14 protein-coding genes and 1 pseudogene are annotated in these 15,543 nt (G+C 34.6%); 5 read left to right on the top strand and 10 right to left on the bottom strand.

The window, feature by feature from the left end; all coding sequences use genetic code 11:
• Positions 1–187: 187 nt before the first annotated feature.
• The gene (locus ACFCYJ_RS02380) at positions 188–658 is read right to left on the bottom strand and encodes a hypothetical protein (protein WP_376070189.1); all 471 of its coding nucleotides are present in this window, start codon (positions 656–658) and stop codon (positions 188–190) included.
• A gap of 330 nt (positions 659–988) precedes the next feature.
• Between ACFCYJ_RS02380 and ACFCYJ_RS02375 the strand changes: the two genes are divergently transcribed.
• Together ACFCYJ_RS02375 and ACFCYJ_RS02370 are read left to right on the top strand one after the other, a co-directional pair.
• The gene (locus ACFCYJ_RS02375; RefSeq protein WP_376070186.1) at positions 989–1,198 is read left to right on the top strand and encodes an RNA polymerase subunit sigma; all 210 of its coding nucleotides are present in this window, start codon (positions 989–991) and stop codon (positions 1,196–1,198) included.
• A 448-nt stretch (positions 1,199–1,646) separates the two neighbouring features.
• Entirely contained in the window at positions 1,647–1,832 is a 186-nt protein-coding gene (locus ACFCYJ_RS02370; protein ID WP_376070183.1) for a rhodanese-like domain-containing protein, read from the top strand.
• Positions 1,833–1,944: 112 nt separating this feature from the next.
• On the opposite strand, the gene ACFCYJ_RS02365 is transcribed toward ACFCYJ_RS02370, so the two are convergent.
• The 7 genes from ACFCYJ_RS02365 to ACFCYJ_RS02335 all read right to left on the bottom strand — a co-directional run bounded on the left by ACFCYJ_RS02365 (position 1,945) and on the right by ACFCYJ_RS02335 (position 9,073).
• A complete protein-coding gene (locus ACFCYJ_RS02365) occupies positions 1,945–2,190 on the bottom strand; it encodes a hypothetical protein (protein ID WP_376070180.1) in 246 nt (81 codons plus the stop codon).
• A 188-nt stretch (positions 2,191–2,378) separates the two neighbouring features.
• Positions 2,379–3,098, bottom strand: coding sequence for a hypothetical protein (locus tag ACFCYJ_RS02360; RefSeq protein ID WP_376070177.1), 720 nt, complete (start codon positions 3,096–3,098; stop codon positions 2,379–2,381).
• Entirely contained in the window at positions 3,095–3,970 is an 876-nt protein-coding gene (locus tag ACFCYJ_RS02355) for an ATP-binding cassette domain-containing protein (RefSeq protein ID WP_376070174.1), read from the bottom strand. Before ACFCYJ_RS02355 ends, ACFCYJ_RS02360 begins: the two co-directional genes overlap by 4 nt.
• Before the next feature lie 844 nt (positions 3,971–4,814).
• A complete protein-coding gene (locus tag ACFCYJ_RS02350; RefSeq protein WP_376070171.1) occupies positions 4,815–5,720 on the bottom strand; it encodes a cation diffusion facilitator family transporter in 906 nt (301 codons plus the stop codon).
• 483 nt (positions 5,721–6,203) lie between these two features.
• Complete coding sequence (locus ACFCYJ_RS02345) at positions 6,204–6,575, bottom strand: hypothetical protein (protein ID WP_376070169.1); 372 nt, start codon at positions 6,573–6,575, stop codon at positions 6,204–6,206.
• A gap of 241 nt (positions 6,576–6,816) precedes the next feature.
• Positions 6,817–7,272 (bottom strand): hypothetical protein, encoded by a 456-nt coding sequence (locus ACFCYJ_RS02340; RefSeq protein WP_376070166.1) that lies wholly within the window; start codon positions 7,270–7,272, stop codon positions 6,817–6,819.
• Between the two features lie 295 nt (positions 7,273–7,567).
• Positions 7,568–9,073 carry a thiol-activated cytolysin family protein gene (locus ACFCYJ_RS02335; RefSeq protein ID WP_376070601.1) on the bottom strand — a complete coding sequence of 502 codons (1,506 nt, stop codon included), beginning with the start codon at positions 9,071–9,073 and terminating at the stop codon, positions 7,568–7,570.
• Positions 9,074–9,283: 210 nt separating this feature from the next.
• On the opposite strand from ACFCYJ_RS02335, the pseudogene ACFCYJ_RS02330 reads away from it, so the two are divergent.
• Together ACFCYJ_RS02330 and ACFCYJ_RS02325 are read left to right on the top strand one after the other, a co-directional pair.
• Positions 9,284–9,477 (top strand): annotated as a pseudogene (locus ACFCYJ_RS02330) (hypothetical protein).
• Between the two features lie 286 nt (positions 9,478–9,763).
• On the top strand, positions 9,764–10,714 hold the full coding sequence (locus ACFCYJ_RS02325; RefSeq protein WP_376070164.1) for a LysR family transcriptional regulator: 951 nt from the start codon (positions 9,764–9,766) through the stop codon (positions 10,712–10,714).
• A 93-nt stretch (positions 10,715–10,807) separates the two neighbouring features.
• On the opposite strand, the gene scpC is transcribed toward ACFCYJ_RS02325, so the two are convergent.
• Entirely contained in the window at positions 10,808–12,313 is a 1,506-nt protein-coding gene (gene scpC, locus ACFCYJ_RS02320) for a succinyl-CoA:acetate CoA-transferase ScpC (protein WP_376070161.1), read from the bottom strand.
• A 32-nt stretch (positions 12,314–12,345) separates the two neighbouring features.
• On the bottom strand, positions 12,346–12,981 hold the full coding sequence (locus ACFCYJ_RS02315; protein WP_376070159.1) for an HD domain-containing protein: 636 nt from the start codon (positions 12,979–12,981) through the stop codon (positions 12,346–12,348).
• A gap of 605 nt (positions 12,982–13,586) precedes the next feature.
• On the opposite strand from ACFCYJ_RS02315, the gene ACFCYJ_RS02310 reads away from it, so the two are divergent.
• Positions 13,587–14,492 carry a C40 family peptidase gene (locus ACFCYJ_RS02310; RefSeq protein ID WP_376070156.1) on the top strand — a complete coding sequence of 302 codons (906 nt, stop codon included), beginning with the start codon at positions 13,587–13,589 and terminating at the stop codon, positions 14,490–14,492.
• Positions 14,493–15,543: the final 1,051 nt, after the last annotated feature.

Below are 15,543 nucleotides of genomic sequence, written 5' to 3'. Positions count from 1 at the left end.
CTAAAAACGCCAAGATCAATGTCTTACCAATGATCCTGGCGTTTCGATTTATTATTAAAATATGCACAATTTTAAAATGTAAAGTAGCGTAATTTAACTTTCAAACTTCATTCCAGCGTAACGGTACGGGTTAATTAGGACAATATAACAACATAAATTTTTAGGTAGTCTCTCGTTATATAAAATCCTATAATCTTATCTCATTATTTTTTGATTGAATTATGAAGTGATGATTCGATTCTCCCGTATAATGACCTACATTAAACTCATTTAGATTTATTAAATCCTTGTATTGTTTTGGAATAGGATAATCCCACTCTATATTTTCTAACTTAAGTGGGAAGTTGTTATCATTAGGGTTAGAGGTATGGATATAAACCCCATCTAATCCTGCGTCTTCATCAACTAATTCTATCCAAGATTGATAAGGTTTTTCAAATACTTGAAGATTTTTTAATAAGCGATTGTATAAAATTATATGAGCCTTTATATGCGCTCTTCTTAACTTCAAACTACTATCTCCAAGTCCATAAAAATCAAGATGGGTATGCCAGATATCAAACCATCCTTCCTCCCCAAAATCTAAATCATAGTGTGCTACGTCTAGTTCCCTTGATAAATTATGAAAATAACGCTTTTTCCCACGAAATTTTTTCAATGATAATTTGCTCCTATATGTTACTTACTTTGAACAATTATATATGAAACAAATTTGATAGTAAAAAACTCTATTTTCAAAACTTTATTAGAAAGGCTTTAATCCATTCTGAGCTGTAGCGTTTGACGACGTTGTGGCTTTTTTATGTATAGAAAATAATAATTTGTACAAATTATAATTGAGTGTATCGCACGCACTTAGGTTGTGGCGTTAGTTGACCGTCACGGCCTCCCCCATTTGTTACTTAGGGTCCTTCCAGTGACCCTTTAAACATTATTTTCTACAGCTTTATATTTTAATTTACTTATATTACATATCGAGGTGCTTAAATTGACTACATTCGGAAAATGTTTATATATCGCTTTCGTTGTAACACTGTTTTTATTTACAACAGTTTGGGATTATTTCAAAGATAATAATTTGGCTTTGCTTGAAAATTTTTTCTTTTCCTTTTGGGTAGCAAGTTTTTTATTCATTGCATTGCTCCTTAGAGGTAAAAAAGATGAAATGGAAAAAGCTAAAAACGAGAAGCAGATTTGAATAGTCTAATCTGCTTTTTTTGTTCTTTTGATTGATGTAAGAAATGGTCTTAAACATTTGAGATTCCCACCCCTAAAAGGACAAGCTGACTAATGTCAGTGGGATTCCTGAGTAACTAAGCGTTCGCAGTCCATTTCTGTTTTGAACAGTTCTCAAGATTGGGGTATCCCATTACCCCTCCCTATCCAGTGCATATAGCAGATAGGGCTACACTACTGTTACCATAGCGTATAGTTGGTTTCGTCCGATGTGTTTTAGCGTCTTTTTCGTGACGACACATATTGTTTTACCGATAGCATGAATTAGGCTATCGAACCATATACAATATCCAATTTTCAATGAACGAGCGTGTTTTATAGACTTTTACTTGTCTATAGATGAAGTATAACACCCTTTCAGACAATTAAGGTAGCAAAAGTTACCTCTTGTCTGACCTCACTTTCATCCCATGTCTCAAGACGGGCTACACCCGGCATGGGCTTTCTCGTTCAGAAAATCTGTAAGTGGTTTAACAATTAAGGATGCTAATATTATTCCCCAACAAGAGCTGCTTGATTGTTTAAATGCCATTCCGAAAGATAAGGAAATTATTGTTTACTGCTGGGATGTCTGGAGTAACAAAGCACCAAAGTAGCTACATTAAAATATCGTAACCGTTCAAATTCGTTGGATAAATAGGCTGATAATGATTAGTTGTTTGTTAACGGCATTGTAAATCCTTCTGATTGAAACTCGACTTGCTGACGCTAAGAATATGGGTTTACTCCAGTTGTCTGATTTATTGGTGGACTAGAAAATAGTACAGCATTATTTAAATATGGACATGTATTCGATAACATTTCGTCCTCCATTTTTGAAAAAGTAATACGAATTAGTTGATCCTTAAACTCCATTAATAATAGCTTAAATAATTTATATTTAGATTCCACTTCAAATGTAATATTCGTGTTTAATTCAATTAACGCAGTATCCAGCCGATAGACGAATCGCACTTCCATTGCTTAAATACGAACATTCAGAAATCTTTAATGTAAAATTGTTCGTTATTGTTGGCTAAAAATATATATCCAAAAGAGGTTTATTCAAACCACCTCCACAAGGTTACATTTGGCTTTATCATAAAGAGTAACCAATGTTCTCCAGCAGAAGTACTGAAGAACATTGGTTGCTTAGGCTTTTTCTAATCCTTTTTTGACTTAGCCGTTAACGGTGCATTGCGCATGATGGGATATGTGATGAACAATGCAATCAGGCTAATAATGATCACAAAAGAAAATATCACCATGATATGAACGTTCTGAGTCACTAACCATTCCCCTATCGAAAAATCGATCAAACCACTGTAGTTTAATAGCGTGCCGATGATCACTAACACCATCAACCAGATCACACTTTTTTTGAAACCAAGTCTATAATATATGGTAAAAAACAAAAAAGCAAAGGAGAAGGTGAAAATACCTAACATCAAATCTATTAAATAATAGGATATGAAGGTATACTCCTGATTTAAAAAGGTTGCTGGATGCAATATATGAGCCGCTACGTTCCATCGCTCATAAAATGTTAAGAGAATCCATTGAAAGACGTTTAAAATAAAGGTGACAATCAGTACACTTGCTAAACCTACCGCATAAAAGATTTTCAACAAATGGATCCTTGTACTTCCCATTCCGATTGCGACGGGGAAAATCGTACTAAATCCATTAATTGCAAACAGAGGAATAAAAAAATACGTTGGTCCTGAGATGGCGGCGATTACCTCTTCACCCAAGTGAAAGAAATAGCCAATGAATAACCATAACAACAGTAAAGGGAACGTTATATAGAGTAAAAGCATCTTTCCTAAGGCAAATAGTGCCCCTTCATAAACCATCCTAAATGTCCCACTGTTCAAGTTCATATGTTCACCCCATTTCGTTCCTCCGTTCTATTTAATAAATAATCATGTAGAGAGGCTGGTTCAATTGATAACCCATGGGCCTGAGCAAAATGCTTCCATTCGTTCGTATAAGGTTCATCAAGCATGACTTTCATTTTCGTACCCAATTCTTGTTGCTCCAACACAGTGTGCGATTGGATGAGATTTAAAAAGGAAGTCTTCTCTCCACTTAACCAAATGCCTTTATCCCGCATCGTTTCCATTGTTTCATGGAGAAATACTCTACCATCATGAATCACTACCAACGCTTCACATAGAGTTTGAATTTCTTCGATATGATGGGAGGATAAAAGAATGAGCCTTGGGTTTTCTTCATAACTTTCCAATAATACTTTGTGTAATTTCTTTCGCATAGCTAGATCTAAACCATTGGTCGGTTCATCAAGTATTGTTATATCAGCATTACTGGCAATACCGATAATAAATTGCAGTGCTGATTTCATACCTTTAGAGAGCCTGCTCACATTTTTGTTTTCGTCCAAATTAAAAACTGCTAAAAGCTCTTTAGCAAAATCTATATCAAAATTTGAATTGTAATAATCACCGAAGCGTAACGCATCTTTTACCTTCCAAATCTTACTGAATGGATGATCTTCTTGCATATAACATAAATGATTATTTGTTCGATCATGGTTATAAGGATTAAATCCCAATATGTTTATCTCACCATGATTAGGTTTTAAATGACCAGCTAACAACTTCATAAAGGTAGTTTTCCCAGTTCCGTTTCGACCCCAAAGTCCAACAATGATTTTCTCATCCACTAACAAATTAAAGTCATGCAATATTTTGGTTGAATCATAACTATAGTGAACCTGATTGACTTCTATCATGACCTAGCCTCCTTTTTAATTAATCGGACAACCTTTTGGACATCCACCCCTAAACGGGCCACTTCATTTCTTCATAAAAACATCTGCAATTTCTATGAATCGAGCGTCTGTATGCTTTCGAATGTAATTAGCAACACGAAGATAATAAGGGGAAACTTCCTTACCTTTCGATGGCCGGTGATTGCGGTCAAATTAACTTAACAGTAGGTCATTCAATTATTCTATTCATATGGTACAGGAGCGTTTGATGCGGTAATTTCATTGAGGACTCACCGTTACTACACGATATGATGGGTCACTGAGCAAAGGTTCAACTTCTTATCGGTAGTAGGGGCCGCTTCATGAATCTTCTTCATACACCGTGAGGAGAAAATACAGGATGACCATGTACCTTTGTCATACAAATTCATTAAAATCCATACACTAATATTTTCATTAGAACACCCGATCAGATGAACAAAAAATAATAAATGAAAAAGTTTTCACACACCCTTCCCTAATTCTTCGCAATACAAATTTTACCACGAAAATGACAAGAATACGCTGAATTTTCTGATAAATAACACTTTTATTTAACTATCTATCTTCTTTAATCCAAATAGATTACGCCAATATATGGCCAAAAGTGGATAGTAGATAAATAATCAGGTACCGAAATGGATGCTTTCATAATTGAACAGGGCTTCTAAGCACTCTACAATTGCATCACCATCAGGGTTAGCCAAGAAAAAAACAAGAAACCTTTTTTCGAAGGTTTCTTGTTTTTATCAAATACATGATTCAATTTACGCAATAATTGCATCGATATTAGCGACACCAGTTCAAGCTGCGTAAAATGGTACTACTACTCTTGATTAGGTTCTATATAGTAAGGATTTACATGGATAAGAACTTCCCCTACATCTGGGTATTTATTTAATAGTTCATTTTTTATCTCACGTGCTATATCATGGCCTTGTTTAATTGTTAAATCATGATTAAGTGAAAGCCGAATGTCTAGAAGCTTATAGTGACCGTGTTCTCTTGCGCGAATTTTGTCTATTCGTTGCACTTGATTAAATTCATGAATAGTAGCTTCATAGTCGTCTAAAAGTTCCTGGTCTACACTTTTTTCCATTAACACATCCACAGAAGGTTTAACTAATTCCATTGCGATCCTAAAAATAAAATAAGCTACTAAAGCACTTGCAATAGCGTCAGCGTATAACAAAAATGTCCACCCAATTGCATTTCCTATAATCGCTAAGAGGACACCAATAAATGCGGCAAGGGAAGCAACGATATCACCTTTATGATCTAACGCAATCGCTATAATAGCCTTACTATTCCACTTTTTCCCCTGTTTTATGGAGTATCTATATAATATTTCTTTCGCTATGTAAGAAATTATAGCTACAATTAATGCACTGTATTGTGGTACGCTAGGTTCTTCAAAAAATGCTAAAATTGCTTCTACTAAAATATATAGTGAAACTATTATTAAAATAATTCCAACGATTGCTTCACTAATAACCTCTGCCTTACCATGCCCAAAGGGATGATCCTTATCAGGTGGTTTATTAGAGATTCCAACTACTGCTAGCACAGCAATCGAAGCTACTACATCTGCTCCAGAGTGAATCCCATCTGCAAAAACAGCCTCACTATCCCCAAAAAGACCAAAGAAGATTTTACCGATCATTAAAATTAGGTTGGATAGAAGTGCAATCCATGCAACTTTTTTGCTAATCTGTTCTCTCTCACTAACCATTTATTTCTCCTCCGAGTAAGAGTTTTATCAATAAAAAATGTGGGAAGAATTCTCCTCAAATACCCTTTACTCTTCTTCCTTCAATTCACACTCAACTATGATAGCAGACGAATATTGAGTGGGTCTACAGCAATCTTTTTTACCATTACTAAATAAAATTCGAGAGTAAAAATAAGTTGCCTCAGACCAAAATTAATCGAATGTAAGGGTTTCCCGAAAAAAGACGTTTCACGCTAACTAGATGAACCTTTAAAGTTGTTCGCAAACGAAACAAAATTATTATTTTCTTTGCCTACAGTCCCCCTTATAAATGTTTTTATTATAAAAATAAAAAATTGTTTTCCAAAAGATTTTTGCTGTTAAAATTAAAAGGCAGATTTAATCTACAAAACGTGTAGAATAAATCTGCTTTTTTTTTGATATTTCGTGCATTGAAACTTAACTAAAGTCCCCTGTTAGTTGAATAAGGGTATATGGAATTATTTACATCTTTGATATTCCATAGCTAAAAATACAAAGTAATAAACTGATAATGGTTAAGCCAGCAACTGGAATAGCAAAAGCTTTATTGTTTTTAAATTCATAGATTGCTGTGATTGCACCTGCGAGGCATAATGCTAACCATACGGGTATAAACACAGCATCCGCAATATTTGTTGGTAACAGAGCGTAACCACTAACTAAGTAAAATACCCAGTGGAAAACCAACAGTCCTACTAATACATAAGAGATTTTTCGAGGTGGGTTTCCTTTCTTGTCTTTTCTAACAGCTATAAATACTGGAATGATAAACGTTAAAAATGCAAGAATGCCAACAACCATTAAAATTATTAATGAAATTCCAATGATGAACACTCCCTTTCACAATACCTCATTGTTTAATCTGACTAATTTCACAATAAAAAGGTTGCTTTTACCGATTGTTGAACACAAGTTAAACAATATTCTTTAACTAACCCGCTTCGTTAGTTGAATAGCAACATTCTTTTCGAAAACAGCCAAATAAAAAGAATCCATTTGAAAAAAAGCTTGATTCCAAATAGATTCTTTCTCAGTTATTTAGTTTGTAAGTTTAATCGTTCTTTTAATAGGATAGCTAATCTACTTCTAAAACGAAAGCATAGAAAGCGTCGCCATGAGATACATTCGCTTCCTTTTCATCCATCCACCATACGCCATAAGAATAATAATAAACGCCACGTTGTGTAGGTGCAGTAAAACGATTGTCTTTGACTATGACCTCAGTTTCTTTGTTTTCACTTATTTGTGCAACATGAAATTCATTCGGTTTTGATTCGTAGTCCATTACAAGTGTTATTTTTTCACCTGATTTAACTTTTATAGGCTTTTTGCCTTCTAACAGTTCAACTGGTCCAACAGTATCAACGCATCCATTTTGCCAACAGTAAGTACCGAGTGTCGTTTCAAATTTTTTATTTTCAATCTCTATAAAGACTTGAGGAGGCTTTTCTCCTGACAATCCAATAGAATTTGAACACCCCGTTATCGTAAGGCCTAAAAGAGCAACTACATATAAAAAACATTTCTTCATGCACATCCCCCTCGTAATAGTCGACGAACTCGTTTAAACTAAGTTACAAATTAGTTACCATATTATGCCGTAACCCTCCGTAGTATTTTTTTCTTCCTTAACTTCAACGCTACTATGTACGGTGGCATGACTTGGTGGTGTTCTTTTGTTCATTTATCAGGATGGATGTTTGAGAAAATAGAAACGGCTGAGGTTCTTGTGTAACAAGAGTCTCAGCCGTTTCTTTTTCCAGGATGGGTGATCGTGTTTTGATCTTTATTTTAATTAATCCGCTTCAAACCCTCTTGAGAAATACCTAATTAATAGTACCTGTTGGATATAATGTAGTTCCTCCAATTGAAACTTTTATTTCTTTAGATAAAGGAACATTGTATTCATCAATAATTGTTCTCCACCAATCCCATGCAAGACCTGTACATTCTCTTGCATAAATTCTTATATTTTTTGAATTAGGCGGAAGTGGTATGACTGTAGAGAAATGAGCTGTTTTGTCTTTCCAGTTTCCATTCCAAGTTTTATGAGATAGCACTTCTTCTCCATTTTCATCATATGAAAATTCATCCCAGGCTACTTCAAATTGAGCAACATATGCCCCGTAATGATCAAGGATGATGCTGCCTTTAGAGTATTCTGTAGATGTCGTCTCGATATAATCTGTATTGTTATGAACCGCAGCAATTGAATTATCCTTTAAGAAAACACTTGTATATGAAATTGGGTATGCTGGATTTTTAAGACTAAATTCTGCATTATCTTTAATTATTTTTCTAATATCATTAAAATCTTTTGAGACAACCTGATTATGCTGTTGGGAATCTCCGCCTAATACTACAGCAGTAAAGGAACTTTCTTCAAAAATATCTTTATACTGTCCACTAGTTTCTACATTCGTATTAACATTGTTCAGTAAGGCTTTAAATGCAGCTTGTACATCCTTGCTCTTAGAACTTGTTTCTAATTTCACATAAATTGTTCTACCATAAGCTACATTTGACACCATAACGGGAGGAGCCTCATTACTTACCCCTTTACGAGTTAACTCTTCAAACGAAACACTATCATCAAAAAGGTCTGATGGATTGTTAGGTAGTTCTGCACTTACGGTATAAAATATTTGTTTATACGCCGCAACCATCACTTTTTTCTCGCCATTTGCAATTGCATTAAAGTCAATTCCCAGTGAATTGTCCAGAACTTTGGCATTCACATTTAGCGTGCTTGCTATTTGAGATTTGCTATAAACCATAGATTCTGAATATTGTAGTCTTGCAGGTAAAGTATGAGTTGTTGAATATTTTTCATTCCATGTAGATACTAGCTCATCTACTGCACCAGATACATTACCATATGTAGGATTATCCACGGTCGTTGTATTTTCTCTTTTCATGCCAGGTAAATCTATGCTTATATTTAGTGGTTTTCTTTTGGCCACCAATAAACTAGGTTGATTGTCTACAAAAGCTTGATTTGCAAGTTGTAAAGCTCCTGGATAGGTACGATTCGCCATTGAATCGATAATTGAAATATCCACTGGTGAAGTTGTAAGTGATTTTTTGTTACGTTCAACTACTATAAATTTATCTTTTGAGTTAATACCTTCTCTTGGAACAAAACGATCAATCTTATCTCCTTTCACCGCTAAAACTTCGTTGCTATTGTAGTTCAAGTCTGCTATCCCCGTATCAATGTCAGTAGAATTGCTTTTTTCACTAGTTAAATGGGTATCAAGTGTTTCAGCGGAGGAAATAATTGGATACTGCATGATACATAAACTAACGGATAAACAAACTAGAAATTTCATGACTTTAAAATAATTTCGATTTCCCAAAAAAACCACTCCTTTTTAGGGATATTATACCACGAAAATATTTCGTTCGAGTATAGTAATTTAGTTACACGATTGCTTGTTAAATAACCAATGGTTCGTGAATTTAGCATATTTCAGTTGTCGATTTTAATGTTTAAATATGTATTCAAATAATTCTCCCCTACAAGCTTAAAGAAATCTACTTTGTCTTCAAGTTTTTTTCAGATAAATGCAAACAAATGGACAATAGAGCACGAAAGAAAAAAACTGGACTTTACCTTTCCGCTAATAGACAAAAAACGCTAAAGCCTATCGCCAAGGAACTGAAAAATTATAAAGGAATCGCGCTAGTAGATGTCAAAGCTAAGGACGGTACTGAGGTTAATGTTCGACTATAATTTATAATAGAATCGACCGAACACTGACTGGCATTTTCAAGGAAAAGCCTGATTTCTCACTTATAATACCGAGAAAATTGTAAAATAACGAGATCAAAAAATAGAAATGGTTATTTCACTAAGCAATTTATTCAAATTGAGTTCAGTATTGTACATGACTCCTTTCATATTTCCTTTTTTCTTTGCACATTACTAAATTTGATAATAATTCTCTGATGAAATATACGGGTCTCTATAAGAATAATGTTATAATATAAGAAATATTTTTAATAAAGAAGGTACGTATATGGAGATACGACAGCTTGAATACTTTTTAGTACTGTGCAATGAACTTCATTTTACAAAGGCTGCCGAAAAATTGAATATTACTCAACCAACGCTTAGCCATCAAATTAAAGTATTGGAAAATGAACTGGGCATTCCACTATTCGATCGTCTAGGGAAAAAAATAGCGATTACAGATGCAGGTAAAATATTGCATGAACAATGTACCCATATATTTCGAGCAATAGATAATACAAGCAATCAAATAATTGAACTGAAAGAATTAAAAGCAGGGAAATTAGTGATCGGTACTTTACCTGGTGAATTAACTAATTTAGTGTCGGACTATTTGTTAGATTATCATCTTGAATACCCAGATTTACAAATCTGCATAAATAGCTCGGATGATTTATTAAAACAGTTCAAAGACAATAAAATAGATTTTGCGATTTCCTATAAACAAGAGTACTTTGATTATGAGCATGAGCAGCTTCAACTAATTCCATTGTTTACTGAAGAATTGCTATTCGTTGCGCATAGCGAGCATCCCCTATTAGCATCTGAAAAAATAGCATTTCAAGATGTTTTAGAGCTTCCACTTATATTATTCCCAACGATCCATCAATGTAGGAAAGTAATTGATAGTGCAGCTCGCAAAGAAAAGCTTCATGTGAAACCTAAAATAGAGACAGCTAGTGTTCAAGCCATTTTTAATCTAGTTGAACAAAATGTCGGGGCAACAATTATTTCGAAAACTCTATGCCACCTATATAGAACGAATACTATTTGCGAGCAAACGATCTATAATCCACCATTAACGCGAGAAATTGTACTTCTATATAGAAAAGATAAATTCATTAATTTTGCGGCGAAAGCTTTTATTCGTTTAATGGTTGAGGGACTTGAAAAAGTTGGTTTTTCAATTTCAGAAAAGAGTCGACAATTGATTCAATCATTAATAAAATCTCAATAACAATAAGAAATCCACTAATCACAGAAATACTATTGCTGTAATTAGTGGATTCTATTTTCTAATGACTAAACACGATGCCTAGTCAACATCGCCTTATTTTTTCATTGTCTTAGCTTTCTCTAGATGAACATGCCAAGACAGCGCCTCTTCTAATAAATGAGGTGTGTGATGATTACCAGTTTTCTCTACCGCAGCATTATAATATGCCCACAATTGCTGACGGTAATCAGGATGTGCACAATTATTAATTAATAGAGGCACCCGTTCTTTTGGTGCTAAACCACGTAAATCGGCTACCCCAAACTCTGTAACAATGACGTCCACATCATGCTCTGTATGGTCCACATGAGATACCATAGGGACGATACTTGAGATATTACCACCCTTCGCATAGGATTTTGTGACGAATATTCCTAAACGCGCATTACGGGCGAAATCACCTGAACCTCCAATGCCATTCATCATTTTAGAACCTGAAACATGTGTTGAATTTACATTTCCATAAATATCAACCTCGAGTGCTGTATTAACGGAAATTAATCCTAAACGTCGAATAATTTCAGGATGATTGGATATTTCTTGAGGTCGTAAAATTAAACAATCTCTATAATTTTCAAGCTGACTATAAACCTGCTCACCACGTTCCTGTGATAATGTAATGGACGTACCGGAAGCGGATTTAACTTTACCTGCATCTATTAATTCAAATACGGCGTCCTGTAACACCTCTGAATAAATTTCTAAATCCTCAAACTCTGATTCTAAAAAACCATTTAAAACCGCATTAGCTACGGATCCTACGCCTGATTGAATAGGTGCTAATGTTTTTGTTAAACGACCAGCTTTAACTTCATCACGTAAAAAATTGAGTAAATGCTCTGCCATTTTAGCGGTTTCCTCATCTGGCTGTACAATTGTTGATGGAGCATCTGTTTTTTCAGATAGCACTATGCCACGTACCTTACTAGTATCTAATGGGATACCAACTGTTCCAATTCGCTCCCCTGCACTATTTAAAGGAATAGGACTTCTCTTCCCTTGTACATCTGGAATATAAATATCATGGATCCCCTCTAGAGAGTCAGGATGCGAAACATTTAGTTCAATAATAATTTCATTTGCCATTTGCATAATAATTGGAGAGTTTCCTACAGAGGTTGTAGGTATCAACAAACCATCTTCGGTAATTGCAGTAGCTTCAATTATGGTAAAGTCAATAGGCCCTACAATTCCTTGTCGAATTAATTCTGCATTATGTGAAACATGCGCATCCGTGTACAGTACTTCTCCATTATTTATCATTCGACGAATTGCTGGATCGCCTTGATAGGGTGCTCGCTTCCGAATAATACCAGCTTCAGCCATCTGTTGATCTACCTCTGGACCAAGTGAGGCTCCTGTGTAAACATCAACTTGGAATTTTTCCCCTTTTGCTTTTTCTACAAGCGCTAGTGGTACTATTTTTGCATCGCCAGCCCTTGTAAAGCCACTCATTCCTAATAACATGCCATCTTTGATCCAAGAGGCTGCTTCTTGAGCAGATACAATTTTATCTTGTAATGTAACATGACGAATTTTCTTATGTGCTAGTTTTAACATATTATATGAATCCCCTTACCTATAATTAATTTTTATTCAGACCAAGGTGAGTGCAAGACGCAATCACAAAAGTTTTTAGATTTATAATTTGGAATGAACAATGCACAAACATCAGATTTTATATTGCCAAATGTCGTTTCGGGTTTATGCTTGAATCCCTCAAAAAATGCTGGCAAAATTTTTTGTTTAAATTGATTACGTGGGAATGCATTTATAATTTCATTTCGCTCTTCATTCGTCAAATCATGATAACCGTCTCCCATTACATCAAGACCTACGCCGGCATATAGCAATGCGACTTCATTTTCTTTATGCTCTGCTACGCCGATTGTAGTATGTAGTGCGATTGCATCCCATACGAGTTGTATTGAGGCATCATCAATATGATGGTGTGCTAAAAATTGACGTGCTGCATTTGCACCATCCACCTCAAAGCGTTTATCTATGCTACTAAATTGTTTTGTTAAACCTAAATCATGAAACAAAGCACTTACATATAGGAGCTCTTCATCATATTTTCGCTGAGCTTTTTTACCTTGTAGAGCCCCAAACAAATAAACACGATTTGAATGATTCCAAAGCAATTCAGAACCATGCTCTTTTAAAATATCCTGAGCTTCTAATGCCAAACGGCTATCAGGTATCTTAATACCAGCAATATTTGTCATCAGTATTACCTCCCTTAATTAAAATAACTATTGCTTATAAAGAATTATAAGAATCGAATTATTATATATCAATTCTATAATTTCTATAATAACCATAGATTTTTTCTATGATCACTCCTTCGATCTATACTCACTTTAACCATCTCCGTAAGGAAAACCGTGAGAAAAAGTGAAACTTCAATCACTTCTACACCATTATTTTTTAATGATTTATGTGTATATTCAAGGTCTGGACAATTCAAAGTAAACGTTTGAAACAGATGACCATCAAGTAAAAAATTTGGCCAACAGCTTTATGAATGGCATAAAGAGATAGGTAGGATTGGATATGGAAAACAAGGAATCACTTAAATAACGGTTTTTCAATTGGATGAAACCTCTAAATTAACCCTTTAAACCCTCTCTATCCAATTATTTAAACTTTTTTTAGTAAAATTGCCCACGATTATTGCAGAAGTTTTACACAGGTAAAATTAAGGTTTCAATTTTGCTGTTTAACGGTAATCGGTAATATGTCGGTAATATGATTGAAAAATAACTCATGCCTGTTTCATGCTATTCTTACTTTATTAAAAGACGAAAGCTTTTTGAAAGGAGTAAGTTTAATGAAGAAAAAATGGTTACTACCCATTTTCGCATCGTTTATGTTCTTCACAGGTATGGGTGTTCATGAAGCGAAAGCGGCAACAATAGCAGATATAACAAATACAGCAAAAGCATATATAGGTGTTCCTTATCAATATGGAGGGACAGATATTAAGACAGGTATAGATTGCTCAGCATATACACAAATCGTATTTTCTAAGTTAGGGATTTCACTACAACGTACATCTACAGCTCAATATCAGCAAGGTACTTCGATTGCGAAAGCTCAGTTGAAGACTGGGGATCTTGTATTTTTCAATACTTCGGGAAGCGGTGTTTCCCATGTTGGCATATACATAGGTGACAGCAATTTTATTTCAGCTACTACAAGTTCTGGTGTTAAAATCGACAAACTCGATGATCCTTATTACTGGGGATCTCGTTACGTAGGGGCAAAACGCATTGCAAACTTCACTGAAGGAGAAGTAAAAGATGCTGAAATCGACTTTAGCGTTTATGCATCGCGTGGAGAGGTAGCTCTTAAACTGGCCAAGCAGTTAAATTTAGATACTAGTAACACCAATTCAAGTTTTCCTGATGTAACACCAACGTCTAAATATGCGGGTGCTGCGGAAGCACTAAAAAAAATCGGCGTTTTTACGGGTGATGAAAACGGAAAATTCAATCCAGGTTCTCCTATGACACGTGGTCAATTATCGAAAGTTTTAGTGGAAGCATTCCATTTAAAACAACAAGGAACAACTGTACAATTTGCTGATGTTCCAGGTACACATTGGGCTTACAATTATGTATCCATTCTCGCTTCCAATAAAATTACGGTTGGTAAAGGTGACAATACTTTCGGGGTGAATGACAATGTCACACTAGTACAATTAGAGGCCTTTATCCAACGAGTAGCTCAATAACTTCAAGAAAAGGTATTTCATCTATGGATGAGATGCCTTTTTTGCTTCTAGGCAATATCATTTCACACTCCCTACTTCCAATCACTATACGTATAAAAAAGCCAGTACTAATTTGTACTGACTTTAAAACTATTCTGTTTGTTTGATCATTTTTTTAGATGGAACAAATAGCGTTAAGATAAATGTGATACAAAATAAAAAATCTACAGACAGATTGAATGAAAGCATAAGAAAATCTTATTCTAAAAGAATAAAGAAAGAAAACTTATAATAAATATTCATCCCTCTCCTTCCCAAGTATGGTATTTGAAACAAAACTCCTCGCAACGGCTACGGGACAGCTTGGAACTACCCCCATTTTCCTTTTAATTGAGTGAAAGACCTTTCACTCAAACTTGAAAAGAATGCTATGAAAATAGATTAAGATTAACATGCTCAATTGATCAAGCCAGTTTTATTTTTGGAATATAATAATGTTACGTAAAATAATGATAAATATAAAAAGGCCAGGGAGCTATAGCCCTGGCCATTCGTTTACTTTCTTTCAGTGGATGCCAAAGAATCGGCTTTATGCAAGCGCAAAGCCGATCCGAGGCATAATTGATTTTCTTTTTTATTTTTCTGAGATGTTGGTTTGGAATAAAGTTTGATCTAAAATATCCCCAAAATCCATATTTAAAGTTAAATGATAAGAACTCGTTTTGAAAAATGATTGATCAAAACGGGTTAATTCTTTGTGAAATACTATGCGATTTTTATAATAAAGTTTGATCATTTCTACCTAGTAATTCTAAAACAATCGCGCCCGATTGCGGTATAAATATTATATTTTTGCTAAGACAGAGTTAACAAAATCGGTTTTTTCTTCTGGATATTTGTGCTTATTATGGGTCGAGACGTTGAAAGCTTACATTTCTTTTAGAGAGATCCTATTCTACTATGGATTCTGTTATTTTCTCATCTTAATTTTTAATCGCCAACATCGAATTTCCCCTGTGATTTCTAATCCTTGTTCCGCAAAATGGCCCGTTTGTTGAATTGTCATAATCCA

This window comes from Lysinibacillus sp. NPDC056232, from assembly GCF_042267565.1.
In the GTDB taxonomy this organism is placed as follows: domain Bacteria; phylum Bacillota; class Bacilli; order Bacillales_A; family Planococcaceae; genus Lysinibacillus.
This window is presented reverse-complemented; position numbering and strand designations above follow the sequence as displayed.

What these genes read in the sequence shown, in the direction of transcription:
- ACFCYJ_RS02370 (WP_376070183.1), top strand. Translation starts at nt 1,647, where the DNA reads ATGTCTCAAGACGGGCTACACCCGGCATGGGCTTTCTCGTTCAGAAAA.
- ACFCYJ_RS02360 (WP_376070177.1), bottom strand. Translation starts at nt 3,098, where the DNA reads ATGAACTTGAACAGTGGGACATTTAGGATGGTTTATGAAGGGGCACTA.
- ACFCYJ_RS02355 (WP_376070174.1), bottom strand. Translation starts at nt 3,970, where the DNA reads ATGATAGAAGTCAATCAGGTTCACTATAGTTATGATTCAACCAAAATA.
- ACFCYJ_RS02350 (WP_376070171.1), bottom strand. Translation starts at nt 5,720, where the DNA reads ATGGTTAGTGAGAGAGAACAGATTAGCAAAAAAGTTGCATGGATTGCA.
- ACFCYJ_RS02340 (WP_376070166.1), bottom strand. Translation starts at nt 7,272, where the DNA reads ATGAAGAAATGTTTTTTATATGTAGTTGCTCTTTTAGGCCTTACGATA.
- ACFCYJ_RS02335 (WP_376070601.1), bottom strand. Translation starts at nt 9,073, where the DNA reads ATGAAATTTCTAGTTTGTTTATCCGTTAGTTTATGTATCATGCAGTAT.
- ACFCYJ_RS02325 (WP_376070164.1), top strand. Translation starts at nt 9,764, where the DNA reads ATGGAGATACGACAGCTTGAATACTTTTTAGTACTGTGCAATGAACTT.
- scpC (WP_376070161.1), bottom strand. Translation starts at nt 12,313, where the DNA reads ATGTTAAAACTAGCACATAAGAAAATTCGTCATGTTACATTACAAGAT.
- ACFCYJ_RS02315 (WP_376070159.1), bottom strand. Translation starts at nt 12,981, where the DNA reads ATGACAAATATTGCTGGTATTAAGATACCTGATAGCCGTTTGGCATTA.
- ACFCYJ_RS02310 (WP_376070156.1), top strand. Translation starts at nt 13,587, where the DNA reads ATGAAGAAAAAATGGTTACTACCCATTTTCGCATCGTTTATGTTCTTC.